This is a genomic window from Arthrobacter sp. 754, from assembly GCF_040548695.1.
In the GTDB taxonomy this organism is placed as follows: domain Bacteria; phylum Actinomycetota; class Actinomycetes; order Actinomycetales; family Micrococcaceae; genus Arthrobacter.
Genome location: NZ_JBEPSC010000003.1, coordinates 31,478 through 55,829 on the forward strand (window position 1 = coordinate 31,478; position 24,352 = coordinate 55,829).

General features: G+C 64.9%; 21 protein-coding genes and 1 pseudogene. 13 read left to right on the top strand and 9 right to left on the bottom strand.

The features are described 5' to 3' along the window. Positions 1–96: 96 nt before the first annotated feature. The 5 genes from gcvH to ABIA70_RS09615 all read left to right on the top strand — a co-directional run bounded on the left by gcvH (position 97) and on the right by ABIA70_RS09615 (position 3,178). Entirely contained in the window at positions 97–483 is a 387-nt protein-coding gene (gene gcvH / locus ABIA70_RS09595) for a glycine cleavage system protein GcvH (RefSeq protein WP_354147381.1), read from the top strand. A gap of 144 nt (positions 484–627) precedes the next feature. After that, a complete protein-coding gene (locus tag ABIA70_RS09600; RefSeq protein WP_354147382.1) occupies positions 628–1,104 on the top strand; it encodes an FHA domain-containing protein in 477 nt (158 codons plus the stop codon). A 23-nt stretch (positions 1,105–1,127) separates the two neighbouring features. Continuing rightward, complete coding sequence (ftsR, locus tag ABIA70_RS09605; protein WP_354147383.1) at positions 1,128–1,844, top strand: transcriptional regulator FtsR; 717 nt, start codon at positions 1,128–1,130, stop codon at positions 1,842–1,844. Then, positions 1,844–2,347 carry a bifunctional nuclease family protein gene (locus ABIA70_RS09610; protein ID WP_108599257.1) on the top strand — a complete coding sequence of 168 codons (504 nt, stop codon included), beginning with the start codon at positions 1,844–1,846 and terminating at the stop codon, positions 2,345–2,347. Before ftsR ends, ABIA70_RS09610 begins: the two co-directional genes overlap by 1 nt. Positions 2,348–2,584: 237 nt before the next feature. Next, entirely contained in the window at positions 2,585–3,178 is a 594-nt protein-coding gene (locus ABIA70_RS09615) for a MerR family transcriptional regulator (RefSeq protein ID WP_354147384.1), read from the top strand. A 96-nt stretch (positions 3,179–3,274) separates the two neighbouring features. Here ABIA70_RS09615 and ABIA70_RS09620 read toward each other — a convergent pair whose 3' ends face one another. Beyond that, positions 3,275–4,096, bottom strand: coding sequence for a ParA family protein (locus ABIA70_RS09620; protein WP_354147385.1), 822 nt, complete (start codon positions 4,094–4,096; stop codon positions 3,275–3,277). A gap of 307 nt (positions 4,097–4,403) precedes the next feature. Here ABIA70_RS09620 and ABIA70_RS09625 point away from each other — a divergent pair, with 307 nt between their 5' ends. Next, on the top strand, positions 4,404–7,799 hold the full coding sequence (locus ABIA70_RS09625; RefSeq protein ID WP_354147386.1) for a pyruvate carboxylase: 3,396 nt from the start codon (positions 4,404–4,406) through the stop codon (positions 7,797–7,799). Between the two features lie 88 nt (positions 7,800–7,887). Here the strand turns inward: ABIA70_RS09625 and ABIA70_RS09630 are convergent, their stop codons facing one another. Further along, the gene (locus ABIA70_RS09630) at positions 7,888–9,696 is read right to left on the bottom strand and encodes an AMP-dependent synthetase/ligase (RefSeq protein WP_354147387.1); all 1,809 of its coding nucleotides are present in this window, start codon (positions 9,694–9,696) and stop codon (positions 7,888–7,890) included. Positions 9,697–9,873: 177 nt separating this feature from the next. Here ABIA70_RS09630 and ABIA70_RS09635 point away from each other — a divergent pair, with 177 nt between their 5' ends. Then, a complete protein-coding gene (locus ABIA70_RS09635) occupies positions 9,874–10,965 on the top strand; it encodes an ROK family glucokinase (RefSeq protein WP_354147388.1) in 1,092 nt (363 codons plus the stop codon). A 27-nt stretch (positions 10,966–10,992) separates the two neighbouring features. On the opposite strand, the gene ABIA70_RS09640 is transcribed toward ABIA70_RS09635, so the two are convergent. The 3 genes and pseudogenes from ABIA70_RS09640 to ABIA70_RS09650 form a co-directional block, all read right to left on the bottom strand. After that, positions 10,993–11,625, bottom strand: coding sequence for a hypothetical protein (locus ABIA70_RS09640; protein WP_354147389.1), 633 nt, complete (start codon positions 11,623–11,625; stop codon positions 10,993–10,995). Then, positions 11,618–12,457 carry an alpha/beta hydrolase gene (locus tag ABIA70_RS09645; protein ID WP_354147804.1) on the bottom strand — a complete coding sequence of 280 codons (840 nt, stop codon included), beginning with the start codon at positions 12,455–12,457 and terminating at the stop codon, positions 11,618–11,620. The genes ABIA70_RS09640 and ABIA70_RS09645 overlap by 8 nt, the downstream gene beginning before the upstream one ends. 54 nt (positions 12,458–12,511) lie before the next feature. Beyond that, a pseudogene (locus ABIA70_RS09650) lies at positions 12,512–13,258 on the bottom strand (alpha/beta hydrolase); the annotation flags it as partial. Positions 13,259–13,370: 112 nt separating this feature from the next. Between ABIA70_RS09650 and ABIA70_RS09655 the strand changes: the two are divergent. Then, on the top strand, positions 13,371–14,090 hold the full coding sequence (locus ABIA70_RS09655) for a lysophospholipid acyltransferase family protein (RefSeq protein ID WP_354147390.1): 720 nt from the start codon (positions 13,371–13,373) through the stop codon (positions 14,088–14,090). 68 nt (positions 14,091–14,158) lie between these two features. Next, positions 14,159–15,553, top strand: coding sequence for a class II 3-deoxy-7-phosphoheptulonate synthase (locus ABIA70_RS09660; protein WP_354147391.1), 1,395 nt, complete (start codon positions 14,159–14,161; stop codon positions 15,551–15,553). 47 nt (positions 15,554–15,600) lie between these two features. On the opposite strand, the gene pknB is transcribed toward ABIA70_RS09660, so the two are convergent. Both pknB and ABIA70_RS09670 read right to left on the bottom strand, forming a co-directional pair. After that, positions 15,601–17,682: a Stk1 family PASTA domain-containing Ser/Thr kinase gene (gene pknB / locus ABIA70_RS09665; RefSeq protein ID WP_502917193.1), complete on the bottom strand. Its 2,082-nt coding sequence runs from the start codon at positions 17,680–17,682 to the stop codon at positions 15,601–15,603. 108 nt (positions 17,683–17,790) lie between these two features. Beyond that, entirely contained in the window at positions 17,791–19,197 is a 1,407-nt protein-coding gene (locus ABIA70_RS09670) for a LysM peptidoglycan-binding domain-containing protein (RefSeq protein WP_354147393.1), read from the bottom strand. 237 nt (positions 19,198–19,434) lie between these two features. On the opposite strand from ABIA70_RS09670, the gene ABIA70_RS09675 reads away from it, so the two are divergent. Beyond that, positions 19,435–19,788: an Rv2175c family DNA-binding protein gene (locus tag ABIA70_RS09675; protein ID WP_354147394.1), complete on the top strand. Its 354-nt coding sequence runs from the start codon at positions 19,435–19,437 to the stop codon at positions 19,786–19,788. Between the two features lie 25 nt (positions 19,789–19,813). Here the strand turns inward: ABIA70_RS09675 and ABIA70_RS09680 are convergent, their stop codons facing one another. Beyond that, positions 19,814–20,908: a polyprenyl synthetase family protein gene (locus ABIA70_RS09680; RefSeq protein ID WP_354147395.1), complete on the bottom strand. Its 1,095-nt coding sequence runs from the start codon at positions 20,906–20,908 to the stop codon at positions 19,814–19,816. Continuing rightward, entirely contained in the window at positions 20,905–21,432 is a 528-nt protein-coding gene (locus ABIA70_RS09685; RefSeq protein WP_354147396.1) for a hypothetical protein, read from the bottom strand. The genes ABIA70_RS09680 and ABIA70_RS09685 overlap by 4 nt, the downstream gene beginning before the upstream one ends. Positions 21,433–21,572: 140 nt before the next feature. Between ABIA70_RS09685 and dinB the strand changes: the two genes are divergently transcribed. The 3 genes from dinB to mraZ all read left to right on the top strand — a co-directional run bounded on the left by dinB (position 21,573) and on the right by mraZ (position 24,216). Continuing rightward, a complete protein-coding gene (gene dinB / locus ABIA70_RS09690; RefSeq protein WP_502917199.1) occupies positions 21,573–22,730 on the top strand; it encodes a DNA polymerase IV in 1,158 nt (385 codons plus the stop codon). Between the two features lie 258 nt (positions 22,731–22,988). Next, on the top strand, positions 22,989–23,363 hold the full coding sequence (locus ABIA70_RS09695) for an SCO2097 family morphological protein (RefSeq protein ID WP_354147398.1): 375 nt from the start codon (positions 22,989–22,991) through the stop codon (positions 23,361–23,363). Between the two features lie 424 nt (positions 23,364–23,787). Then, a complete protein-coding gene (gene mraZ / locus ABIA70_RS09700) occupies positions 23,788–24,216 on the top strand; it encodes a division/cell wall cluster transcriptional repressor MraZ (RefSeq protein WP_066285792.1) in 429 nt (142 codons plus the stop codon). Positions 24,217–24,352: the final 136 nt, after the last annotated feature.

Genomic DNA, 24,352 nt, shown 5'->3' on the forward strand with positions numbered 1-24,352 from the left:
TCCTCGAACGCCTGTGGACTTGTGCCTATACTTTCAGCGGCGGCTTGTTTTCCTGGCCCCGTTGACATTGGTGTTTGACCCGATGAAAGGCCCCTGATGAGCAACATTCCCGAAGACCTGTCCTACACCGCCGAGCACGAATGGGTATCCGCACCGAACGCCGACGGCGTGGTCCGAGTGGGCATCACGGATTTCGCCCAGGACGCACTCGGGGACGTTGTTTATGCCCAGATGCCGGAGGCCGGCACCAAGGTGACCGCCAATGAAGTGATAGGCGAGGTTGAGTCCACCAAGAGCGTCAGCGACATCTATGCGCCCGTCAGCGGCGAAATAGTGGCCCGCAACGAGTCCCTCGACACCGATTCGGCGCTGATCAATACGGATCCTTACGGTGATGGCTGGCTCATGGAAGTCAAACTGGCAGAAGCCGACGCCATGGAGTCCTTGCTCAGTGCATCCGAGTACGAACAGCAGGTAGGCTGAACGTAACGGGTCATCGGGTCCGGCCGACTAATGTCTTCGCACGTCAGTGGCCGGATCGGTTCCCCGTCACGGATCTGCGAGGTGCATCCGTCAGGGTAATTGTTGATTGCAGGCGTGAGAACTGCAGCGAAAGAGGAGGATTCCATGGCCGGCCACAAACAGGACCCTGCCGAAGGCGGATACGGCAACGGTGCGGCCAGGGCTTCGGAGACCACCTCGATCCACCTCACCCCCGTCACGGACGAACCCACCATCGCCCCCCGGCTGTCAGCGGAGGAACGCCTGTCCGTGGAGGCTCTGCCTGCCGGCTCGGCGCTCCTTGTCGCGCACAGCGGCCCCAACGCGGGTGCCCGTTTCCTGCTGGATACCGACGTCACGACGGCGGGCCGTCACCCGGATGCGGATATCTTCCTTGATGATGTAACCGTCTCCCGCCGGCATGTGGAGTTCCGCCGCACGGCCAGGAGCTTCGAAGTCGTCGATACCGGCAGCCTGAACGGCACGTACGTTAATCACGACCGCGTGGACAGCGTTGAGCTCAAGTCCGGGAACGAAGTCCAGATCGGCAAGTTCCGCCTCACCTTCTACCTGAGCCCTGCCCGCGCAGCAGGCCGCGCCTGATCCGGGGACTCTTGCCTGTGGCAATGGCACAGCCGGAACGCCGGGGACCCCAGGTTCTGAACATTGGGGAAGTCCTCGCCCAACTCAGCGGCGACTTCCCGGGCATGACCGCGTCCAAGATCAGGTTCCTTGAGGAAAAGGGCCTGATCAATCCCCGCCGCACGCCGGCGGGTTACCGGCAATACTCCGAGGGTGATGTTGAGCGCCTCCGCTTCGTGCTCGCGCTTCAGCGGGACCAATACCTTCCCCTGAAAGTCATCAAGGACTACCTCGATGCCATCGACAGGGGAGAGCGCCCGGAGAACCTGCCGCCCGGCGTCGTGGTTTCCCCACGGATTGTCTCCGATGAGCTGGCCGCGGAGCTCCAAAGCCGCGGACGGAAACTCAGCGAGGAGCAGTTGCGGACAGAATCCGGCGCCAGCGTGCCGCTGCTCCAGTCGCTGTTGAGCTTCGGGTTGATCAGTCACAGCAATGGCAGTTTCGATGAGCACGCCCTGCAGGTCGCCCGTGCCTGCGTGCAATTGGAAAGCCATGGCCTGGAGCCGCGCCATTTGCGTCCTTTCCAGGCGGCCGCGGAGCGCGAATTCGGGCTGGTGGAGCGGGCAGTAGCCCCTCTTGCGTCCCGGAAGGACTCCGCGTCCCAGGCGCGTGCTGCGGAAGCGGCCCGCGAAATCAGCGACCTCTGCCTGACCCTGCACCGGGCACTGGTCCAGGACCATATCTCCCGTATGGACATCTGATGATCGAAGTCGAAATCGTAGGCGTTCGGATTGAACTGCCCTCCAACCAGCCACTGGTCCTCCTGCGTGAGATTCACGGTGAGCGCCATGTGCCCATCTGGATCGGCACACCGGAAGCGAGTGCAATCGCCCTGGCCCAGCAAGGGGTTGTGCCTCCGCGCCCCATGACCCACGATCTCCTGGTGGACGTGGTGGAGACCCTGGGCCACTCAGTTGTCAGCGTGAACATCGTTGCCGTCGAGGACAACATCTTCTACGGCCAGCTTCAGTTCGAGAACGGCACCACCGTCAGCTCAAGGGCATCGGATGCCCTGGCGATCGCACTGCGGGCCAAATGCCGCATCTGGTGTGCTGACTCGGTGATGGACGAAGCCGGAGTCCGCATCACTGAGCACGATGAGGGTGAAGACGCCGAGCCCGGACCCATCGTGGACGAAGAGAAGGAACTGCGGCGCTTCCGGGAGTTCCTGGACGACGTGGAACCCGAGGATTTCGACGGCTGAGGTCACGTTAAGGTTAAAGTTGAGGCTGAAACTTCCGACACGCCCCCGCCTAACGCCCCGGATCTTTGACCTTGGGCCGCGGCAGGCCTAACGTCGAAGGTATCAAGCTCCCATTGCTTACAGCAGCCGCGCAAGTCACACTGTAGATTACGACTCCCGCGAAATTACATGCATGGACTTCATGCCTGGACAGGCTGTTGCAGTGTTCCCCGGGAGTTTCTGACAAGGAGGATCCAGGTGAGTCCCAAAGGCGAAGCAGGCGGACTGAAGCAGCCCACAACGGCTGGTGTGGCTGTGCCCGCGAGCGGTGCCCAGGGCCTCCTGTTCACCGAGGACCTCCCTGTCCTGGATGAGGACGCCGGGTACCGCGGTCCCACCGCCTGCAAAGCGGCCGGCATTACCTACCGCCAGCTGGATTATTGGGCGCGCACCGGACTGGTTGAACCGGCCGTCCGCGGCGCCGCAGGCTCCGGCTCGCAGCGGCTTTACGGCTTCCGGGACATCCTCGTCCTCAAGGTGGTCAAACGGCTCCTGGACACGGGTGTTTCCCTTCAGCAGATCCGCACTGCCGTCGAACACCTGCGTGAACGCGGTGTGGAGGACCTGGCGCAGATCACGCTGATGAGTGATGGCGCGAGTGTCTACGAATGCACTTCCGCCGACGAAGTCATCGATCTTGTCCAGGGTGGCCAGGGCGTTTTCGGCATCGCAGTAGGCCGTGTCTGGCGCGAGGTGGAGGGCAGCCTGGCGTCCCTGCCCAGCGAACACGCCGTCGAGCAGTCCTTTCCCGACGACGAGCTGAGCAAACGGCGGGCCCGCAAGATCAGCTGACATAGATCCCGGTAACAAACGAAGAGGCCACCCCGGCGCTGAACAGCAGCGCACGGGGTGGCCTCTTTTTTGCTGGCTACCGGTAGCCAGCGGCGGCTACCGCAGGGCGCGGTTCCGCAAGCCGGCACCCGCTGCCAGCACGTTGGCCAGCAGGGCGTCGAACAAGGCAGCGGATGTCTTGGCCGACTCGCCGGGCCAGTGATGCACCGGGTGGGCAGCGCCCTGGATCTGCTGCCAGTTGGCCTGTTCGGGAATGCGCGGGCTCAGCAGCAGGTCCCCGAACATGGATTCCATCTCCGCGAGCCGGTAGGTGTGCTCGGAGGAGCCGGTACGGACGCGGTTGGCAATAATGCCCGCGGGGGAGAGGTTCGGGGCGAATTCCTGCCGGAAGAGCTGGATGGCCCGCATGGTCCGCTCCGTGCCTGCTACCGAGAAGAGTCCGGGCTCCGCGACCAAGGCCACCTTGTCGCTGGCGGACCATGCCATCCGGGTCAGCCCATTGAGCGACGGCGGGCAGTCGATAAGGACCAGTTCATAGCTGCCGGCACCGGCCAGGACCGTCGAGAGCCTGCGGAGGTCACGGCGGCCGAGATCGGGACGGTCGTAGATCCCGGTGTAGGCCGAGCCCACGGCAACGTCCAGTACGGCGGGTCCGGATCCGTTGGAGTGCGCCCGGGCAGTCCAGCTGCTCCCCACCACGTTGTCGGTCAGCTTGGCACGGCGCGGGCTCTTCAGCATCCGGCCTATGTCCAGCTGATCCGCAGGCTGCACACCCAGGGCTGTGGTCGCATCTGCGTGGGGATCGAGGTCCACCACCAGAGTGGGAATGCCGGCGGCAAGCGCTGCAGACGCCAATCCTGTGGTGATGGAAGTCTTGCCGACTCCGCCCTTGAGGCTGCTGATGCTGACTACTTGCACTTGTGAGACCAAAACCTAACGCCGGCTGCCGTGTTGGGGGTAATGTGTGCTCCGGCAGTGCCGAAGCCGGGCGGCTCCTGCCGCCCTACCCATCATATGTGGATGCGCCGGTTAATCCCGCCTTATGGGGAACGCGGCATGGCATCGCAAACGGTGGGTACTGCCAGGCGGCCTGCCGGCATCCGTCGGACCACGCGGGACATGACGGACGTTAGTGTGACTGTGGCCACAATGATTTGTGTTTGTTTGCGCGGGTCCTAGAAACTGTGACCACCGACCGATACACCCGCAATGATGCAGGAGAAGTATGTTTTCCAAAATTCTGGTGGCCAACCGCGGCGAAATCGCGATCAGGGCCTTCCGCGCCAGCTACGAGCTGGGCGCCAAGACCGTTGCTGTCTTCCCCAATGAAGACCGGAACTCGATCCACCGCCAGAAGGCCGACGAGGCGTATCTGATCGGTGAAGAGGGACACCCCGTCCGCGCCTACCTGGACGTTGCCGAGGTGGTCCGTGTGGCCAAGGAATCCGGCGCCGACGCAATCTACCCCGGGTACGGCTTCCTGTCCGAAAACCCTGACCTTGCACGCGCTGCCAAGGAAGCGGGCATCACCTTCGTCGGTCCGCCGGCCGAAGTGCTGGAACTGGCGGGCAACAAGGTGGCGGCTTTGAAGGCTGCAAAGGAAGCCGGCGTGCCGGTCCTCAAATCGAGCGAACCCTCGAAGGACCTGGATGAACTGATCGCTGCCGCCGACGAGATCGGGTTCCCCATCTTCGCCAAGGCTGTGGCCGGCGGCGGCGGCCGCGGCATGCGCCGCGTGGACACCAGGGATGCCTTGCCGGAGGCGCTGCAGGCGGCCATGCGTGAAGCTGACGCCGCTTTCGGTGACCCCACCATGTTCCTGGAGCAGGCAGTACTGCGTCCGCGCCACATTGAGGTGCAGATCCTGGCGGATGCCGAGGGCAACGTCATCCACCTTTTCGAGCGCGACTGCTCCATCCAGCGCCGCCACCAGAAGGTCATCGAGATCGCTCCCGCCCCCAACCTGGATGAAGGGATCCGCCAGGCCCTCTACCGGGATGCGGTGAAATTCGCCAAGGCACTGAACTACGTCAACGCCGGAACGGTTGAGTTCCTGGTGGACACCGTCGGCGAACGCGCCGGACAGCACGTGTTCATTGAAATGAACCCCCGCATCCAGGTGGAGCACACCGTCACCGAGGAAGTGACCGACGTCGACCTCGTCCAGGCGCAGCTCCGGATCGCCTCCGGCGAAACGCTCGCGGACCTCGGCCTCTCCCAGGAGACCGTACAGCTCAAGGGTGCGGCGCTGCAGTGCCGCATCACCACCGAGGACCCGGCCAACGGGTTCCGGCCCGACGTCGGGAAGATCACCGGTTACCGCTCCGCCGGCGGGGCCGGTGTAAGGCTCGACGGCGGCACTGTTTACTCGGGTGCCGAGATCAGCCCGCACTTCGACTCCATGCTGGTGAAACTGACATGCCGCGGCCGGGACTACCCCACGGCCGTGGCACGCGCGCGCCGGGCCCTCGCGGAGTTCCGCATCCGCGGCGTCTCCACCAACATCTCGTTCCTGCAGGCCGTGCTCGACGACGCGGACTTCATCGCCGGCAACGTGGCGACGAACTTCATCGATGAACGTCCGCAGCTGCTGAAGGCCCGGGTCTCCGCCGACCGCGGCACCAAGCTGCTCACCTGGCTGGCTGAAGTGACCGTCAACAAGCCGAACGGCGAACTTACGGTCCACTCGGACCCGGCCTCCAAGTTGCCCGCCGTGGGCGACGGGCAGCCCTCAGCCGGGTCCCGCCAGCGCCTCCTGGAGCTTGGCCCGGAAGGCTTCGCCAAGGCACTGCGTGAGCAGACAGCGGTGGCCGTCACCGACACCACCTTCCGCGATGCGCACCAGTCGCTGCTGGCCACCCGCGTCCGCACCCGTGACCTCGTAGCGGCAGGCCCCGCAGTCACCGCACTCCTGCCGGAACTCCTGTCCGTTGAAGCCTGGGGCGGCGCCACCTACGACGTCGCTCTGCGATTCCTCGGCGAAGACCCCTGGGACCGCCTGGCGGCCCTCCGGAAGGCACTGCCGAACGTCTGTCTGCAGATGCTGCTGCGCGGCCGGAACACGGTTGGGTACACGCCGTACCCGGAAGAGGTGACCGAGGCCTTCGTCAACGAAGCCGCCGCGACCGGCATCGACATCTTCCGGATCTTCGATGCCCTCAATGACGTGAACCAGATGGCGCCCGCCATCCGGGCAGTCCGCGCCACCGGAACAGCGGTCGCAGAAGTGGCCCTGTGCTACACCGGCGACCTCATGAACCCGGACGAGAAGCTCTACACGCTGGACTACTACCTGGAACTGGCCCAGCGCATCGTGGACGCGGGTGCCCACATCCTGGCCATCAAGGACATGGCGGGCCTGCTCCGTCCGGCGGCAGCCGCCAAGCTGGTTGCCGCGCTGCGGGAACGGTTCGACCTTCCGGTCCACCTGCACACCCACGACACCGCAGGCGGCCAGTTGGCCACCCTGCTGGCAGCAGTGGACGCCGGCGTGGATGCTGTCGATGTTGCCTCCGCGTCGCTGGCCGGCACCACCAGCCAGCCGTCGGCTTCAGCCCTGGTGGCGGCCCTGGCACACACGCCGCGGGACACCGGGCTCAGCCTGGAGGCCGTCAGCTCCCTGGAACCGTACTGGGAGGCTGTGCGCCGCGTCTATGCACCGTTCGAGTCCGGCCTGCCGGGCCCCACCGGCCGTGTCTACCAGCACGAGATCCCCGGCGGCCAGCTCTCCAACCTGCGCCAGCAGGCCATGGCGCTGGGCCTGGGCGAACGCTTCGAGGCCATCGAGGACATGTACACCGCGGCGGACCGCATCCTGGGCCGCCTGGTGAAGGTCACGCCCTCCTCCAAGGTGGTGGGTGACCTCGCCCTGCACCTGGTGGGCCTCAACGCCGACCCGGCGGACTTCAACGAGAACCCGCAGAACTACGACATCCCGGACTCCGTCATCGGCTTCCTCTCCGGTGAGCTCGGCGATCCTCCGGGCGGCTGGCCTGAGCCCTTCCGCACCAAGGCACTGCAGGGCCGGAGCATCAAGGTACGCGACGTCGATCTCAGCCCCGAGGACAGCGCCGCGCTCAAGGGAGACTCCAAAACCCGGCAGCACACGCTGAACCGGCTGCTCTTCGAGGGCCCTACGAAGGACTACCTCAAGAGCGTGGAAATCTACGGCAACATCTCCGTACTGGATACCCGCGATTACCTCTACGGTCTCCAGCGCGGTGCTGAGCACGAAATCCAGCTCGAAAAGGGCGTCCGGCTGATCGCCTCGCTCGAAGCGGTCTCGGAACCGGACGAAAAGGGCATGCGCACAGTGATGTGCACCCTGAACGGGCAGTCCCGGCCCGTCGTCGTGCGTGACCGCTCCGTGGTCAGCAACGTCAAGGCCGCCGAGAAGGCCGATCCCGCGCAGCCGGGACACGTCGCAGCACCGTTCGCCGGCGCTGTTACGGTCACCGTCAAGCCGGGGGAAACCGTCAACGCCGGTGACACCGTGGCAACCATCGAAGCAATGAAGATGGAAGCTTCCATCACGACGCCGGTGGGCGGCAAGGTCTCCCGCCTCGCCATCTCCGCCGTCGAGCAGGTCCAGGGCGGAGACCTCCTCCTGGTCGTGGAGTAGCCGCTTAAGCACACAACGCGGGGTCACTCCTCGCCCAATAAACTCTGTTTATCGGGCGAGGAGTGACCCCGCGTTGCTGTTTCCGCCGTCAGCTGCGGGGAGCGCCGTACATCTCTTCGATGACCGTCTCGAAGTCCTTCATCACCTGGGCCCGCTTCACCTTCATGGAGGGCGTCAGGTGGCCCGACGCCTCGGTGAAGTCTGACGGGACGATCCGGAAGGACTTGATGGCCTCGGCCTGGGACACGGACGCGTTTGCCTGCGTGATGAGGTCCTGCACTGCCGCCTTGACCACGGGATTCTCCACCGCTTCCTCAAGGGTTGTGGATGCGGGCAGCCCGTGGCGCTGCAGCCAGCCCGGGAGGGCTTCCTGGTCCAAGGTCACCAGGGCGCCGATGAAGGGCCGGTTGTCACCCACCACCAGGACCTGTGACACCAGTGCATCGGCGCGGATCTGGTCCTCCAAAAGGGCCGGGATGACGTTCTTGCCGCCGGCGGTGACGATGATTTCCTTCTTGCGGCCCGTGATCCAGACAAAACCGTCCTCGTCGAGGCGCCCTATGTCTCCTGTGCGCAGCCAGCCGTCGGAAAAGGTCTCCGAGGTGAGGTCCTCACGGTTGTAGTAGCCGCGCATCACGCAAACGCCCTTGGCGAGGATCTCGCCGTCTTCGGCGATCCTGACAGAGTTGCCCGGCAGCGGCTTGCCCACTGAACCGATCTTGATCAGCGCGGGGGTGTTCACCGAAATGGGTGCGGTGGTCTCGGTCAGGCCGTAGCCTTCGAGGATCTGCAGCCCGATGCCCTGGAAGAAGTGGCCCAGCCGTTCGCCCAGCGGCCCTCCGCCGGATACCGCGTGGGCCACGTTGCCGCCCATGGCAGCACGCAGCTTGCCGTAGACGAGCTTGTCGAAGAGGGCGTGGCGGAGCTTGAGGCCCAGGCCGACGCGGCCGGCCTGGCGGGCCTTGGAGAAGGCAATGGCGGTCTCCGTCGCCCTGTGGAAGATCGCTCCCTTGCCGCCGTCCTCCGCCTTGGTCAGGGCCGAGTTGTAGACCTTCTCGAAGACGCGCGGTACCGCCAGGATGAACGTGGGCTGGTAACTCTGCAGATCGGCAAGCAGGTTCTTGATGTCCGGCGTGTGCGCAACGGTGGCGCCGCCCGCCACTGCCAGGACGGAGATGAAGCGGGCAAACACATGCGCCAGCGGGAGGAACATGATGGTCTTGGCGTTTTCGTTGACGACGTCGCTCAGGATGGCCAGCGCGTTGTCGGAGAGCTCCACAAAGTTCCCGTGGGTGAGCTCGCAGCCCTTGGGCCGGCCGGTTGTACCGGAGGTGTAGATGATGGTGGCGATGTCGTCCAGCTTGGCCGACGTCCGGCGGGCTTCAAGCTCGGCGTCGCTGACCGCGCTGCCGGCCTGGCGGACGGCATCCAGGCCGCCGCCTTCAAACTGCCAGACGTGCTGCAGTGCTGTGAGTCCTTCTGAGGTGGCAGCCTGCCTGATGATGTCTTCGTGGTGTGCGGCCTCGCCGAACGCCGCGACGGCGCCGGAGTCACCAAGGTTCCAGGCGACCTGGGACGGTGACGAGGTTTCGTAGATCGGGACCGGAACCGCACCGGCGAACCAGATGGCGAAGTCGATCAATGCCCATTCGTAGCGTGTGCGGGACATGATGCCCACTCGGTCACCGGCTCCTACTCCGCTGGCGATCAGGCCCTTTGCAAGCGCGGAAACGTCGGCCAGGAAGTCTTTGGCGGAGACATCCTGCCAGGCGCCTGCGGAGTCGAGCCGTGAGAACAGCGAAGGGTTGCTGGGCTTGGTTGCCTGCCGCAGCAGCAGATCGGTGATGTTGGTTTCCGGGGGGACAACAACCAGTGGCGGAACACTGAATTCGCGCACTATAGCTCCTTTGATATCCATAGACCCGCACAGGGTATGCCTAAAGACTAATACGCCCGCATCGTGGCCGTGCAGTAATAAACCTACTGGCCAGTAACTTAGGAGTCAAAGGATGGGGTAGGCCTATTCGGAGGGCCTCCCGCGGCCAGCTGACCTGCCCGCCTACAATGAGGGACTATGTATGCACCGCCCTCCGGCGACCAGGCCGGTCCGCCCAGACGTCCAGCGCCCTGGCGGCGGCGGCCACAGTCCTTGCAGGCGCGGCCGCGGCCGGGGCAAGGGTTCCGCGAGCACCTCCGGCTGGGCCGCAAGGGGCTGGCGATCGGCATTGACATCGGCGGGACGAAGGTCGCCGGCGGCGTGGTGGACGCTGAAGGCCGGATCCTCAGCGAGACCAGGCGCTCCACCCCCGGCAGTGACCCCCGGGCCGTGGAGCGGGTCATCGTCGACGTCGTGGAGGAACTGAGCGCCGGCCACCGGATCTGGTCGGTAGGCATCGGCGCCGCCGGGTGGATGGACCTCGACGGCGGCACGGTGCTTTTCAGCCCGCACCTTGCCTGGCGCAATGAGCCGCTGCGGGCAAATCTGCAACGGCTCCTGCGCCGGCCGGTCCTGCTCACGAACGACGCCGACGCTGCAGCCTGGGCGGAATGGCGCTTCGGTGCCGGGCAGGGCGAGGACAGGCTGGTGTGCATTACTCTGGGCACCGGAATCGGCGGCGCCATGGTCATGGACGGCCGGGTTGAGCGCGGCAGGTTTGGCGTTGCGGGCGAATTCGGCCACCAGATCATCATGCCGGGCGGACACCGCTGCGAGTGTGGGAACAGGGGCTGCTGGGAGCAGTACGCCTCAGGGAACGCCTTGGGCCGTGAAGCAAGGATCCTGGCACGGGCCAATTCTCCGGTCGCGCAGGATCTGCTGGCTGCAGTGGACGGAAACGCGGAACAGATTACCGGGGCGATCGTCACCGACCTTGCACTGGCCGGCGACGCTGCCTGCCGTGAGCTTCTGGATGAAGTGGGCGGGTGGCTGGGCATGGGGCTGGCGAACCTGGCGGCTGCCCTTGACCCGGGCCTGTTTGTGATCGGCGGTGGCCTCTGCTCCGCCGGTGATCTCCTCCTGGAGCCGGCCCGCAAGGCGTTTGCCCGAAATCTTACGGGCAGGGGCTTCCGCCCGGCCGCGGGGATCGAACTGGCTGCACTCGGACCTAACGCCGGCCTCATCGGAGCCGCGGACCTGTCCCGCGTCAGCAGCCGGATGCGCAGCTAAGGGCACGGTGCAGGCCCGACGCGCGCGCTAAACACGCGCGCCGTCGTCGTTCTCGTCTTTTTCCTGCGGCAGCTTCATGACCAGGTAGATGACGGCAAGGACAAACACCGCCACCATGCCCACGGTGGCCAGAACAGGTGCGGACCGCCAGAACATGGCGGCCAGCACCAGCGCAACCGGCGCCCCAACGGCGCCCAGCCAAGCCAGCATGGTCAGCGGATCTGTTCCCGCGAGGCTGGGGGGTTCTTCGGGAACGAATTCACCGGCGTCGTTTTCCACTCCATAGTCGCGGGGACCTCCCGCCGCAGAGCCGGACTGCCAGGGAGTGTTGGCGCCATACCCCGTGCCCGCCTGACCGCTGTCGCCGGCCTCCGGAGCCGGCGAGAGCCGCTCGGCCGCGGACAGTTCTGTGGGGGCCGTTCCCGCGAGGCCCAGGGGGTCGAAGTCGCGGAAGGTTGCCGAACGGCCCGGGGCGTCCGCGGAACCCCCGTCTTTGCCGGAGTTGGCGGAATCGCCAGGACCGGTGGGCCCGCCATCAGCGGCGCCGCCAGTGCTGGAGTCGGTGCTGGAGTCCGCCTCAAGCCGCGCCACCAGGTCAAGCCAGACGGCGTCGTCCTGGTTTGCGCCCTGGTCCGGTGAGCCCGGGTCCGGCCTAGTCATTGGCGATGCCCCTCTGCAGTGTGTCAGTCCCTGAACCTGCAGCAGCGGTGTCTGCCGGGGATGCCTCCGGGGGTGCCGCAGCGGCGACCACCGTACGGATGAACTCGACGGACCCGCGGAAGATCTCTTCGGCGTCGTTATCCAACGTTGCCACGTGGTAGCTGTTCTCCAGTGCGGTCAGCGTGAGGGGCGCGTTCGTGAGTCCGCGGCGCAGCGCTGCAATGCTCGAGTCCGAGACGACATGGTCCACGCTTGAGCGGAAAACGAGGACCGGTGCCGTGACACGGGGGAGGAGCCTGATGGTGTCCTTGAACAGCTTGTTCACCTCGTGGGCTGCTGCCACAGGAGTGCGCTGGTAGGCGCCTTCATCCATGCCGGGCTTCAGGATGTCGTTCGAGATTGCCTTGGTGGACTTCATCACCAGTTTCAGGATGCCGGCCAGCGGCGCGCGGGGGTCATCTATCACCAGTCCGGGGTTGACCAGGACCACGCCGGCAACGGGCCGGGTGGCCGCTATCCTCAGGGCCAGCGCGCCGCCCATGCTCAGTCCGGCGACGAAGACGTGGTCACATTCCGAATCGAGGTCCAGATAGGCCTCGTCCACGGCGGCGTGCCACTGCGGCCAGCGGGTCTGTGCAAGTTCCTGCCAGGTGGTTCCATGGCCCGGCAGCAGCGGCATCCGCACAGCGAAACCGACGTCCGCGAGCGACTGCGCCCACGCCCGGAGCCCGTGGGGGCTGGCCGTGAATCCATGTGCGAGCACGACGCCGATCCGGGAACCGTCTCCCTGGATGGCGCTGCTGAAGGGACTGTGGTCCGGAAGGCTAACCATGGAATCTCCGAGGTGATGTTGGGCGGCGCCATCATTGTGCGCCGAATAGTCGAGAAAGAACTTACTGGAACGGGCAAAGATCTCCGGCGCATCGACATCCAGGGTGGCGACGTGGCCGCTGCTGTGCAGGTCCACCACCTCCACCAGCTTCGGTCCGAGGTGTCGCCGCAACGTCGCCAGCGAGGTGGGAGGCACAACGGCGTCGGTCCGCGACTTGAAGACCTGCACCGGGGCATTCACCCGGTGAAGCCCGCGGGTTGCGGCGCCGAAGAGCTTCTTCAGCTCATGCACCGCTGCAAGCGGTGTCCGGGAGTAGTCGCCGTCCTCGGTTGCTGCCGCCGTCGGCTGTTCCTCCTGGATGGGCAACGTGGTGCGCTGGAAATACTTGAGCACTCCAATGACCCGCACCCGCCGGTCATAAAAGCTCAGCCCGGGATTAACCACCGAGACTCCGGCCACGGGATGCCTGGCAGCCGTCAGGAGGGCGATGGCGCCACCCATAGACAAACCGGCCACAAAGCACCGGTCCGTCCGGGCTGCCAGCTCCAGGTACGCGGTTTCAAAAGTGGCGAACCAGTCAGGCCAGCTGGAACGGGCCAGCTGGGTCCAGTCAGTGCCGTGCCCGGGCAGGAGTGGCACGGAAACGGCAAAGCCCTGGGCTGCGAGGTGCTCGGCCCACGGAAGGACGCTGAGCGGGCTGCCGGTAAAGCCGTGGCAGATGGCGATCCCGGTCCGCGCGTTGGGCCCGTGGCCGGGGTAGCTGAAAGCAGCAGGCCGGGGCGGGATGCTGCTTTCTGTCATGACACCATCGTGTCACTGTTCGGGACAAATCTCACTAGAGTAGGGTTGCATTGGAGTGCCTGCCTGACCCGACGAAAGGGCTGGCCGGCCAGCTCTCGGAGAGGTTCGTCACGTGTTCTATTGGGTCATGAAGAGGATCTTCCTGGGGCCGGTCCTCCGGCTGCTTTTCCGTCCGTGGGTCAAGGGCCTGGACAACGTTCCAGCGGAGGGGGCAGCGATCATTGCCTCCAACCACCTTTCCTTCTCCGACTCCATTTTCATGCCGCTCACCGTCCGCAGGCCGGTCGTGTTCCTGGCCAAGTCCGAGTACTTCACGGGCACCGGGATTAAAGGCCGGTTGACGGCCATGTTCTTCCGCCTCACCAACCAGCTGCCCATGGACAGATCCGGCGGCGCGGCATCTGCGGTCTCGCTCAATGCCGGCATGGACGTCCTGACCGGCGGCGGGCTACTGGGGATTTACCCTGAAGGTACCCGCAGCCCGGACGCCCGGCTCTACCGCGGCAAAGTGGGGGTGGCCAGGCTTGCCCTGCAGGCGGGGGTGCCGGTAATCCCGGTGGCCATGATAGGAACGGACAAGGTCCAGCCCATCGGCAAGCGGATGCCGAACATACGCCGGATCGGCATGATCTTCGGAGCTCCGTTGGATTTCAGCCAGTACGCGGACCAGGCCGAGGACCGCGAGATCCAGCGCAAAGTCACCGATGAGATCATGTCCGAGATCATGCGGCTTTCCGGCCAGGAGTACGTGGACGAGTACGCGGCCGTCGTGAAGCTCCGGCTCGCCGGTGCAGCAACTGAGGCCAAGGGCAAGGACGCTGCAGCCGGGTGACTGTGACGGCCCTCCCGGGACGCGTGACGGACAGGTGTTCCGAAGCCCGCCACGCACATTAGTCTTAGATGGTGACTGAGCTATCTGCGAAACCTGTCTTTCCGCTGTCCAGCACCGCCCAGAGCGGAGCCGCCAACTATCCCGGCCTTGATGACTGGCGGGACCTTCCCGTTTCCCAGCAGCCGAGCTGGCAGGACAAGGACGTGTTCGAAGCCTCGGTCAAGGAACTGTCCGTGCTTCCCCCGCTGGTCTTCGCCGGCGAGGTGGACATCCTCCGCGAACGGCTTGCGGCTGCTGCGCAGGGCAAGGCGTTCCTGCTCCAGGGCGGCGACTGCGCTGAGACCTTTGAAGCGGCCACCGCGGACAAGATCAGCGCCAGGGTGAAGACCATCCTCCAGATGGCTGTGGTCCTGACTTATGGTGCCGCCATGCCGGTCATCAAGATGGGCCGCATGGCCGGCCAGTTCGCCAAGCCGCGTTCTTCGAACGACGAGACCCGCAACGGCGTGACGCTCCCCGCGTACCGCGGCGACATCGTCAACGGCTATGAGTTCACCCCCGAATCCCGTGCACACGACGCCTCCAGGATGCTCAAGGCGTACCACACCTCAGCCTCGACGCTGAACCTCATCAGGGCGTTCACCCAGGGCGGTTTCGCGGACCTCCGCTCGGTTCACCAGTGGAACAAGGGTTTCACCGAAAACCCCGCGCACGCACGCTACGAGTCCCTGGCCCGTGACATCGACAGGGCGATTAAGTTCATGGCCTCGTGCGGCGCTGACTTCGAAGCACTCAAGCGCGTGGAGTTCTTTGCCAGCCACGAGGCGCTGCTCCTGGACTACGAGCGTGCCCTGACGCGCATCGACTCCCGCACGGGGTTCCCGTACGACACGTCGGCCCATTTCCTGTGGATCGGGGAACGCACCCGCGAGCTTGACCACGCCCATGTCGACTTCCTGTCCCGCGTCCGGAACCCGATTGGCGTCAAGCTGGGCCCGTCCACAACAGGTGACGACGCCCTGCGGCTCATCGACAAGCTGGACCCGGAGCGCGAGCCCGGCCGGCTGACGTTCATCACGCGCATGGGTGCAGGGAACATCCGCGAGAAGCTCCCCGCCGTCGTCGAGAAGGTCACCGCGTCCGGGGCCCAGGTCCTGTGGGTCACCGACCCGATGCACGGCAACACCGTCACGTCGCCCAATGGCTACAAGACCCGCAACTTCGACGACGTCATTGACGAGGTGCGCGGGTTCTTCGAAGTGCACCACGCGCTGGGCACCGTGCCAGGTGGCCTGCACGTGGAGATGACCGGAGACGACGTCGCCGAGTGCCTTGGCGGCGCCGATCCTGTTGACCAGGAATCCTTCCTGGACAAGTACGAGTCGGTTTGCGATCCGCGCCTGAACCACATGCAGTCGCTCGAGATGGCCTTCCTGGTGGCCGGCGCCCTGGCCAAGCACTGACCGCCGGTCTCCTTCGACCTGGCGGTGGTGCGGCCGGTGGATACCGGCTACACCACGGTCAGGGTGACGACTGAGCCTTCCGCAACCTCTTTATTAACCGGGTCCTGATCCCTGACCGTTCCAAAGAACCCGCCGAGGATATTGTTCACCCGGACCTCAAAGCCGAGCTTCTCCAGTTCCCTGCGGGCCTCGCCGGCCTGTTTGCCCACGAAGCTGGGCACCTTCACGAGTTTGGGTCCCTTGGAGATGGTCAGAGTGACGGTGCCGCCGCGGGTGAGTGTTCCGTTCGCCGGCGCCTGGCTGAGCACGGCGCCCTTGGGCACCTTCCGGTCGTTGACTTCACCAGGTGCCACCACTGCTTTGAGGCCGGCGGCCTCTATGGCATCAACGGCTTTTTTCTCATCCAGCCCGATAACAGAGGGCACTGCAATGGGCTCGGGACCTTTGGAGACCGTCAGAGCCACCGGCGTGCCATGCCGCGCAGCCGTTCCGGATGCCGGGTCCTGGGCCAGAACCACGCCGGCGGCAATACCCTCGTCGAAGCGTTCACTGATGGTTCCCAAGGCCATCTGCGCCCGGTTCAGTTCATTCTTGGCCTGTTCCAGCGTCATGCCGGTAAGTTTCGGCAACTCGAACAGTTGCGGGCCTTTTGAGACAAACAAGGCCACGGGCTGGAATCGCCTGACCTGTGTTCCGGCCGTGGGGTCCGAGCCCACCACCAGGCCGGAGGGAACATCGTCGTGAAAAACGTCGCGGGTGCTGGACTGGAAGCCGGCCTCGCTTAGCAGCAGCTGCGCCTGAGCCACCGTCTTGTTGGAAACCGCAGGGATGGTGCCAGGCGAGCCGGGGCCCATGCCGAAAAACCACCCTGCGCCGGTAGCCAGCAGAGCGATGATAATCAGGACCACCACCCACAGGGCCCCGCGCCTTCGCGGGTTTCCTTCGCGGAGGGACCTGAGCGGTGTGGCTGCCGCGCGTGATCTGGCCTTCTCGGCCTCTTTATCGGCTTTGCGCAGGGCTCGTTTGCTGAGGGGAGCGGCGTCGGTATCCGGATAGGGGCCGTACCCGCCAGTCGCCGGAGGGCCGGAAGTCAGGGGTGCCGCGACGCCGGGGAAGACAGAAGTATGTTGCCAGTCCGGCCGGGCCTGTTCCTGCACCCGGGGCTGCCGCGTGGGAGGAGCCAGCGGGGACATTGCACTGGTGGGGTTGTTGGTGCGGGCGATGATTTCCGTAGGACTCTGCGCGCCGGCGACGATGGCTGCGGGCGGCTGGAGGTCCAGTTCACGGTCCGTGAGGTTGGTCCGGATATGGCGGAGTTCCTGAAGCAGCGCGTTGCCATCCACGGGGCGGTTCTCCGGGTCGTTGTCTGTACACCACTGCACCAGCTCGTCCACTTCGGCGGCCAGGCCGGGAACCAGGGCCGACGGCGGACCCACCCGCCCGTTCACGTGCTGGTATGCGACCTGGATGGGCACGTCGCCGTCGAACGGCTGCTTGCCGGTGAGCATCTCGTAGAGCATGATTCCGACCGAGTAGATATCGCTGCGCGCATCAGCCGGCTTTCCGAGCACAAGCTCGGGGGAGAGGTAGGCCACGGTGCCGATCAGCGCACCGGTGCTGGTGGACGTGGTGACAGCACGTGCGAGGCCGAAGTCGCCCACTTTGATCCGGCCGTCGTCGGCAATGAGGACGTTCTCGGGTTTGATGTCGCGGTGGATCATCCCGGCGGCATGCGCGGTCCCCAGCCCTTCGATCACCGGATCGATGAGCGCCAGTGCCAGCCGCGGAGGCAATGCGCCCTTGGACGTGATGACGTCCCTGAGGGTATGGCCTTTGATGTACTCCATGACCAGGTAGGCAGTCTGGCCATCGTTTCCCTGGTCCAGGACGCCCACCACGTGGGGGTGGGATAACCTGGCGGCTGCCTTTGCTTCCCTGCCAAGCCGTCCCAGAAAGGTTTCATCCGTGGCAAGGTGCGGGTGCAGCACCTTGAGTGCGACGTCGCGTTCCAGCCTCAGGTCGGTGGCGAGGTAAACAGTGGACATGCCGCCGCGCGCGAGTTTGGAGCGGACGGCGTAGCGGTTATCCACCAGCGTTCCGACTAGACGGTCAGACACGTATTCCTGCACCCTACGATCCTAATCCCGCAATGAAAAAGGGTCCGAACCGACCTGCGGTCCGGACCCTTCAGGGCGCCAATGTCTGCTCAGCAGGCCTTGGCTGTGTTGCCGGGTGGCTTAGCCGAAGTTCTTCTGATGGGCCTTGATGGCTGCTACATAGGCTTTGGTGTCGTCGTACATGCCGTACTTGCTGACCGAGTACTGGCCCTGGTAATAGCCGGCGATTGCTGTGTCCTGGTCCTTGCTCGTGGCAATCAGCCGCTTGATGATTGCCACCCCTGCGGTCGCGTTGTCGTAAGGATCCAGCAGGTTGAGCTTCCGCCCCACCAGGTCGGAAGCCCACTGGCCGGAGGACGGAATGACCTGCATTGTTCCAATGGCGTTGGCGGGAGAAACCGCACGCTGGTTAAAGCCCGATTCCTGGTGCGCGAATGCGAGGGCCAGGGACGGCTCCACGCCCATCTGGCGGGCCGTGTCTGCCACGATGGTGCGCATCTGCTCCCGGGAAGGGACCGGAGAAGCGTTAAGCAACGCCTTGTTCTCGTTGGCTGAACTGACCACGGCCGCAGGGTAACTGAAGCCCAGGAACGTGCCCGGAACCAGGGGAGTCACGTTGGCGGCAGGCGCCGAAGGGGCGGAGGATGCCGGCTGAACCGAAGCGCCGGGTATCGCCAGCTTGTTGCCGGGGTAGATGACAGAGGTCATGCTCAGCTGGTTGGCCGCCAGGAGATCAGAAAGTTTGACGCCGTGCCGTGACGCGATCGCAGAGAGGGTGTCACCGGCCTTGATCGTGTATGAACCAGCCGGAGCGGGCGCAGGTGCCGGTGCGGGGGCCGCCGGAGCGGGGGCGGCCGGTGCCGGCGCTGCGGGAGCGGAGGCGGGCTGGAGGGCCGGGGTGGCGGACTCGCCCGCACCCACCTTGATCTTCTGGCCCGGGTGGATGATGGAGCGCATATTCAGCCCGTTCCAGCTGAAGACATCCGACAGGCTGACGTTGTGCCGTCCGGCGATGGCGCTGAGCGTATCGCCGGACTTAACTGTGTAGCTGCCTCCGGTGCCGGCCGGGGCTGCCGCCGCGGGTGACGGTGCAGGAGCCGATGCCGGTGCTGCGGCTGAACCGGAGAGCTTGATCTTCTGGCCGGGGTAAATGATGGTGTTCGGCTGAAGGTTGTTCAGCTTGAGGATCTCGTACGTGTCGAGGCCGAACTTGCCGGCGATCGCGCTGATGGTGTCGCCGCGGGCGACGGTGTACTCCGCTGGTGCCGCCGGCTGGGCAGGCTGGAAGGCCGCCGGAATGGTGGTGGACACGGCGGCGGCCGGAATCAGGCCCGCCTTGGCTTCGGCTGCCTGTGCCTTCATGGCGGCGGCAAGCGTCGCCGGAACGGGGCGTGCCGGAGCCTGGGCAGCTGCGGGTTGGGCGAGCGCCAGTGACGACAAGACAACCGCAGGCAGTGCCGCCGTCGTGACGGCAATCATGGGCAGACTCGGCCTGGGGGGCTGCTTTGGCGAGCGGGACGTCGTCATGGAAAAAATCCTCTTCTTACAACTGCCGGGAAGGAATGAACGTGTGACTACTGATACTAATGTTACTTACGTTGTTCGTGTTGCAAATGTGATCTATGTGAATCTCTCACGAAATTCTCCATAGCACAAGAATTCAGCCTTGCCCGGTTCAGGAGTTTTCCGGAGTGTCGCCCTATTTGTCCCGGCGGCGGAGAAACTGACTAGGCGCAAGGGCTCCGGCCATGGCAACCTAGATCCGTGAGTAACGTAGAAAGCCTTGTGGGCGAGTGGCTGCCCCTGCCGGATGTCGCGCAGTTATTGAACGTTTCGATTACGAAAGTCCACAGCCTGATAGATGAACGGGCCCTCGCAGCACTGCGCGTCGGGGAACGCCGGATACGTTCAGTTCCCGCAGCGTTCATCCAGGACGGCCAGGTTGTTGACAGCCTCAAGGGCACGATTGTGGTTTTGGCTGACGCAGGGTACTCCGATGAAGACCTGATCGTATGGCTGTTCACCGCCGACGATTCATTGCGTGGCCGGCCGATCGACGCGTTGCGGGAAGGCCGCAAAACCGAGATAAGGCGCAGGGCCCAGACTCTGGCCTGGTAGGGCCGGAGCCGGTTGCAGGGCGGGGTCAGGAGGCGCGGCTGACGGTTGCTTCCGCCAGCCGGCGCAGGGCAGTCTTCGGCAGGTCGTCCAGCGGCAGCCGTTCCAGTGCGTCAAAGGCCTCGGACCCGAATTCGCTGATCAGCACTTCGGTCGCCTGGAGCGCCCCGGACTCCTCGATGATCCGGCGAATCTCGGCGACATCGCCCTCGCCCAGTTCAGGGCTGCCGAGTTTGGCATCAATGAAAGCCGATTCGGCGGCAGTTGCCTGTTCCAATGCCAGCGCAATCAGCACTGTACGTTTGCCTTCCCGGAGATCGTCTCCTGCCGGTTTGCCGGTGGTGACGGGGTCGCCAAAAACCCCCAGGACGTCGTCGCGGAGTTGGAACGCCTCACCCAGGGGCAACGCGAAAGCCGAGTAGCCGCGCAGCAACTCGTCCGGGGCCCCGGCCAGTGCGCCGCCAAGCGCCAGCGGGTGTTCGGTGGAATATTTGGCCGACTTGAACCTGATGATGGACTGCGCACGGGTCACCGCACCCGCTCGGTCGCGGACCGGCCCGGCTACTTCCTCCAGGATGTCCAGGTACTGCCCTGCCATCACCTCTGCACGCATGAGGTTGAAAATCAGCCGTGCCCGCGTGCCTGCCGCCGCTTTTCCGCCGATCTCGGTGAAGGCCTCCTCGCTGAAGGACAAACACAGGTCTCCGGTAAGGATGGCGGCAGCGTGCCCGAACCGCTCGCTGTCCAGGGCCCAGCCCTGTGCGAGGTGCAGCTGGCTGAAGCGGCGATGGACGCTGGGTCCGCCCCGGCGGGTGTCCGAGCGGTCGATGATGTCGTCATGGATCAGGGCGGCTGCCTGGAACAGTTCCAGGGCTGACCCTGCCGTGACGATCTGGGCGGCCGAAGGATCGCCGCCCGCGCCGCGCCAGCCCCAGTAGCACATGAGGGCCCGGAGTCTCTTCCCCCCGGTCACCAGGTTGGAGATGGAGCCCATGATGGGATCGATGTCCGGGGAAATCGCGGCCATGAGCGCTTGCCGCTGGGTGAGGAAATCGGTCAGCTCGCCGGCAACCGCCGCCACGAACGCCGTCTGTTCGAGCCTCAGCTGCTCAGAAACGGTCACTTGGCGGACTCGGCTGCCACGTTGGCTCCAATGGTGAACGTGGCCACACCTGCCGCCTCGACTACGGCGACGTTGACCGTCTCCGTCTCATTGCGGACAAAGTCCTTCGAAGCCACCGCGCCCACGGCATCGCCCGGGACGGCTTTGAATCCCTGCGCCTGAAGGTGCTGTGAATAGAAATCCACGACGGCGGCGGCCGGGGAAGGGATGCTGGCCACCAGTGCCGCGGTGGCCGGCGTTGCAGCCTTGTCAAAACTGCTTGAAATGACCGTGGCTCCGGGGATCAGGGGGAGCAGCTTCGCCGGAAAACCTTCGACGATCTTTCCTACAGTTGCGGAGGTGCCGGGCGACGCAGTCGGGCTGGCGGAAGCGGTGATGCTGGCGCTGCCGGACTCCGGGGAGGGGGCGCTGCCGGACGACGCCGTCGCCCCGGGAACCGAAGGGGTGCAGGCTGCGACGGCCAGCATGGCACCGGCGGCAAGAGCCGCCAATCCTGTTGCCTTAAGGTTTCTCATGACCGTCACAGGGACTTTCCTCCTGGGGTTGATGCCGGATTCAGCCTCCAGTTTAGTCAGTACCAACCGATAGGATTGCCGGTGTGGGGCCAGAGCGGAACAACCAGTACACCGAAGCGGGTCTTCGGGAGCTCCGGCGCAACTGCATCATGCATGTGGATATGGACGCATTCTTTGTGTCCGTGGAGCTGCGTACCCGTCCGGAGCTGCGGGGCAAACCCGTGATTGTCGGCTTTCCGGCCGACCGTTCGGTGGTCCTCTCGGCGTCGTACGAGGCGCGTGCTTTCGGCGTGAAGTCAGCCATGCCCATGGTGGTCGCGGCGCGGATGTGCCCGAAGGCTGTCATGATCGAACCCCGCCACAAGCTGTACTACGAGGTTTCCGGGCAGCTTATGGAGATTTTCCATTCCATCACCGACCTCGTGGAGCCGCTCAGCGTCGATGAGGCCTTCCTGGATGTTGGGGGCGCGATCCGCCGGCTGGGCCCGCCGCGCGCAATCGGTGAACAAATCCGGCAGCAGGTGGCAACCGAGCTGGGCATCACCGCCTCCGTGGGGATCGCTGCAAGCAAGTTCGTTGCCAAGATAGCCTCGACGCGCTGCAAACCCGACGGTTTGCAGCTCATCGGACCTGACGAGACAGTGCCCTACCTTCACAGCCTCCCCGTTGGCGCCCTGTGGGGAATCGGTGCGAAGACCACCGACGTCCTTGCCCGGATGGGTATCAACACCGTGGCCGATGTGGCGGCCACTCCTTTGTCCTCCTTGAAGAAGGTCCTGGGCGCAACGGGTGAGCACGTCCACCGGCTTTCGTGGGGGATCGATCCGCGCCCGGTGACGCCGGTCAGGCTGGAAAAGAGCATAGGGGCCGAAGAGACTTTCGCCGTGGATACCGGCGACGACGCCATCATCAGCCGCGAGTTGCTGCGGCTTGCCCATCGAACGGCAGGACGGTTGCGGAGTTCAGGGATGGTGGCCCGGACCGTGGCCTTGAAACTCCGCTATGCGGACTTTTCCACCATCACCAGGAGCCGGACCGTCCACACGCCCGTTGACAGCGCCCAGCTGATCCACGCCGTGGCGCTCCAGATGCTGGAGTCACTGGGACAGCGGCCCATGACCGTCCGGCTGGTGGGCATCCGCGCGGAGCAGTTGGAGGAGACCGCACAGACGTCCCTGCAGCTGAGCCTTGACCGCAGGGATGACAACTGGCGGGCCGCAGAGCAGGCGCTGGACGAGGTCAGCCGGAAGTTCGGAAACAAATCGATCCTCCCCGCCAGCCTCATGGATTCCCGAAACGGAAACTGAGGCGATCGGCGCGGGCCGGCGGCCCCGGGAAAGTCATTGCCGTCTTTCAGAACGGCCCCCGACAAACTATCCTTATATGTACATAGTTTTCAGTTACTGCCGGACCTCTTAGACGTGCTGCCGCTCCATTGGCTCCATGCCGGTGTTCGCATTCCGCCATTGTCGGCGGGGCGGGAACCACCTGGGCATGCCGGTCGTTGTTGGAGCAGTGGTACTGGATGGACCAGCCCGGACGTTGGCCTACTTAAGGAGGTCGTGATGCCGCTCTCGGAGCACGAACAGAAGCTGCTGGAGCAGCTGGAGAAGCAGCTGCACGAGGACGATCCCAAGTTCGCGAATTCCATGGGGTCGGACCCGGGACGCACATGGTCCACCCGGCACGTGGTCATCGGCGTCCTTTGCGCCTTGGCGGGGGTTGCCCTGCTCCTGGTCGGCGTCACGTTCCAGAATATTTTTGTCGGGGTTCTTGGCTTTGTTGTCATGGGTGGCGGTGTCTACTTCGCGACGATGCGTAACGCCTCCGCGCCCAACCAGCGCCCCGGCTCGGGCGCCGGCAAGTCCGGAAAGCCACGGAGTTCCTTCATGAGCAGCCTGGAAGAGCGCTGGGACGAGCGCCGCAGGGACGAATCCTAAGGACCTGATGCCAGAGGGCCGTTATTCGGCCTGATGTGCAAGGGACGTTCACCGCGCCTCGGCGCGCGCACGCACCGGGCAGGATCGCCCCGCCGGGATCGCGCCCCGGGATGATCTGAACCCCTTTCACTCCATTCCCCGCTGCTCCACTTTGCTCCCCCCGGCCAGGCTGACTGCGCAAAAGACCCGCTACGGCGGGTTTTTTGCTTTTAACCCGCAGATGCCGCAGGTTGCCCCCGGCATCTCCTCCACCCGCCACCACCCCGCACTTCCGTGCCTTTCGGGGTTCGAAGACCGCTAAAAGGGGGAAGTTGGGGCCATTCCGCGTTGACTGTGGGGGAAAGTGGAGTAATGTGGAGGACATAAGAGGGTAGTTGCAACACAGGGGATGTGCAGTTCCTTTCGGCAGACAGGCGGTGGGCCAGTGTTTCTGGGCACACACTCGCCGCGTCTGGATGAAAAGGGCCGGATTATCCTCCCCGCAAAGTTCCGTGAGGAACTTGCCGGCGGTCTGGTGCTCACAAGGGGCCAGGAGCGTTGCATCTACGTCTTCAGTGAGCAGGAATTTGCACGTGTTCACGAGCAGATGCGGGAGGCGCCCATTTCCTCCAAGCAAGCCCGTGACTACATCCGCGTCTTTCTCTCTGGAGCCTCTGACGAGGTACCTGACAAGCAGGGGCGCGTGACCATTCCGGCCGCACTCCGGGAGTACGCAGGCCTCGGCAGGGAACTGGCCGTCATCGGTGCAGGAACCCGCGCCGAGATCTGGGATGCCCAAGCCTGGAACGAGTACCTCGCGGAGAAGGAAACCGCCTTCTCTGAAACCGACGACGCCATTCCGGGGATCCTGTGATCACCTGAACGGCCCGGCAGAGCGCTTCTTGAACGAGATCTCCAGCCGCCCATCGGACAGTCAACCTGGCTCACTTCCCCGGAGCCAGGCCGGCCGGATGACAGGCGCGGATGGGGATCTGGCTTAAGAAGCAACA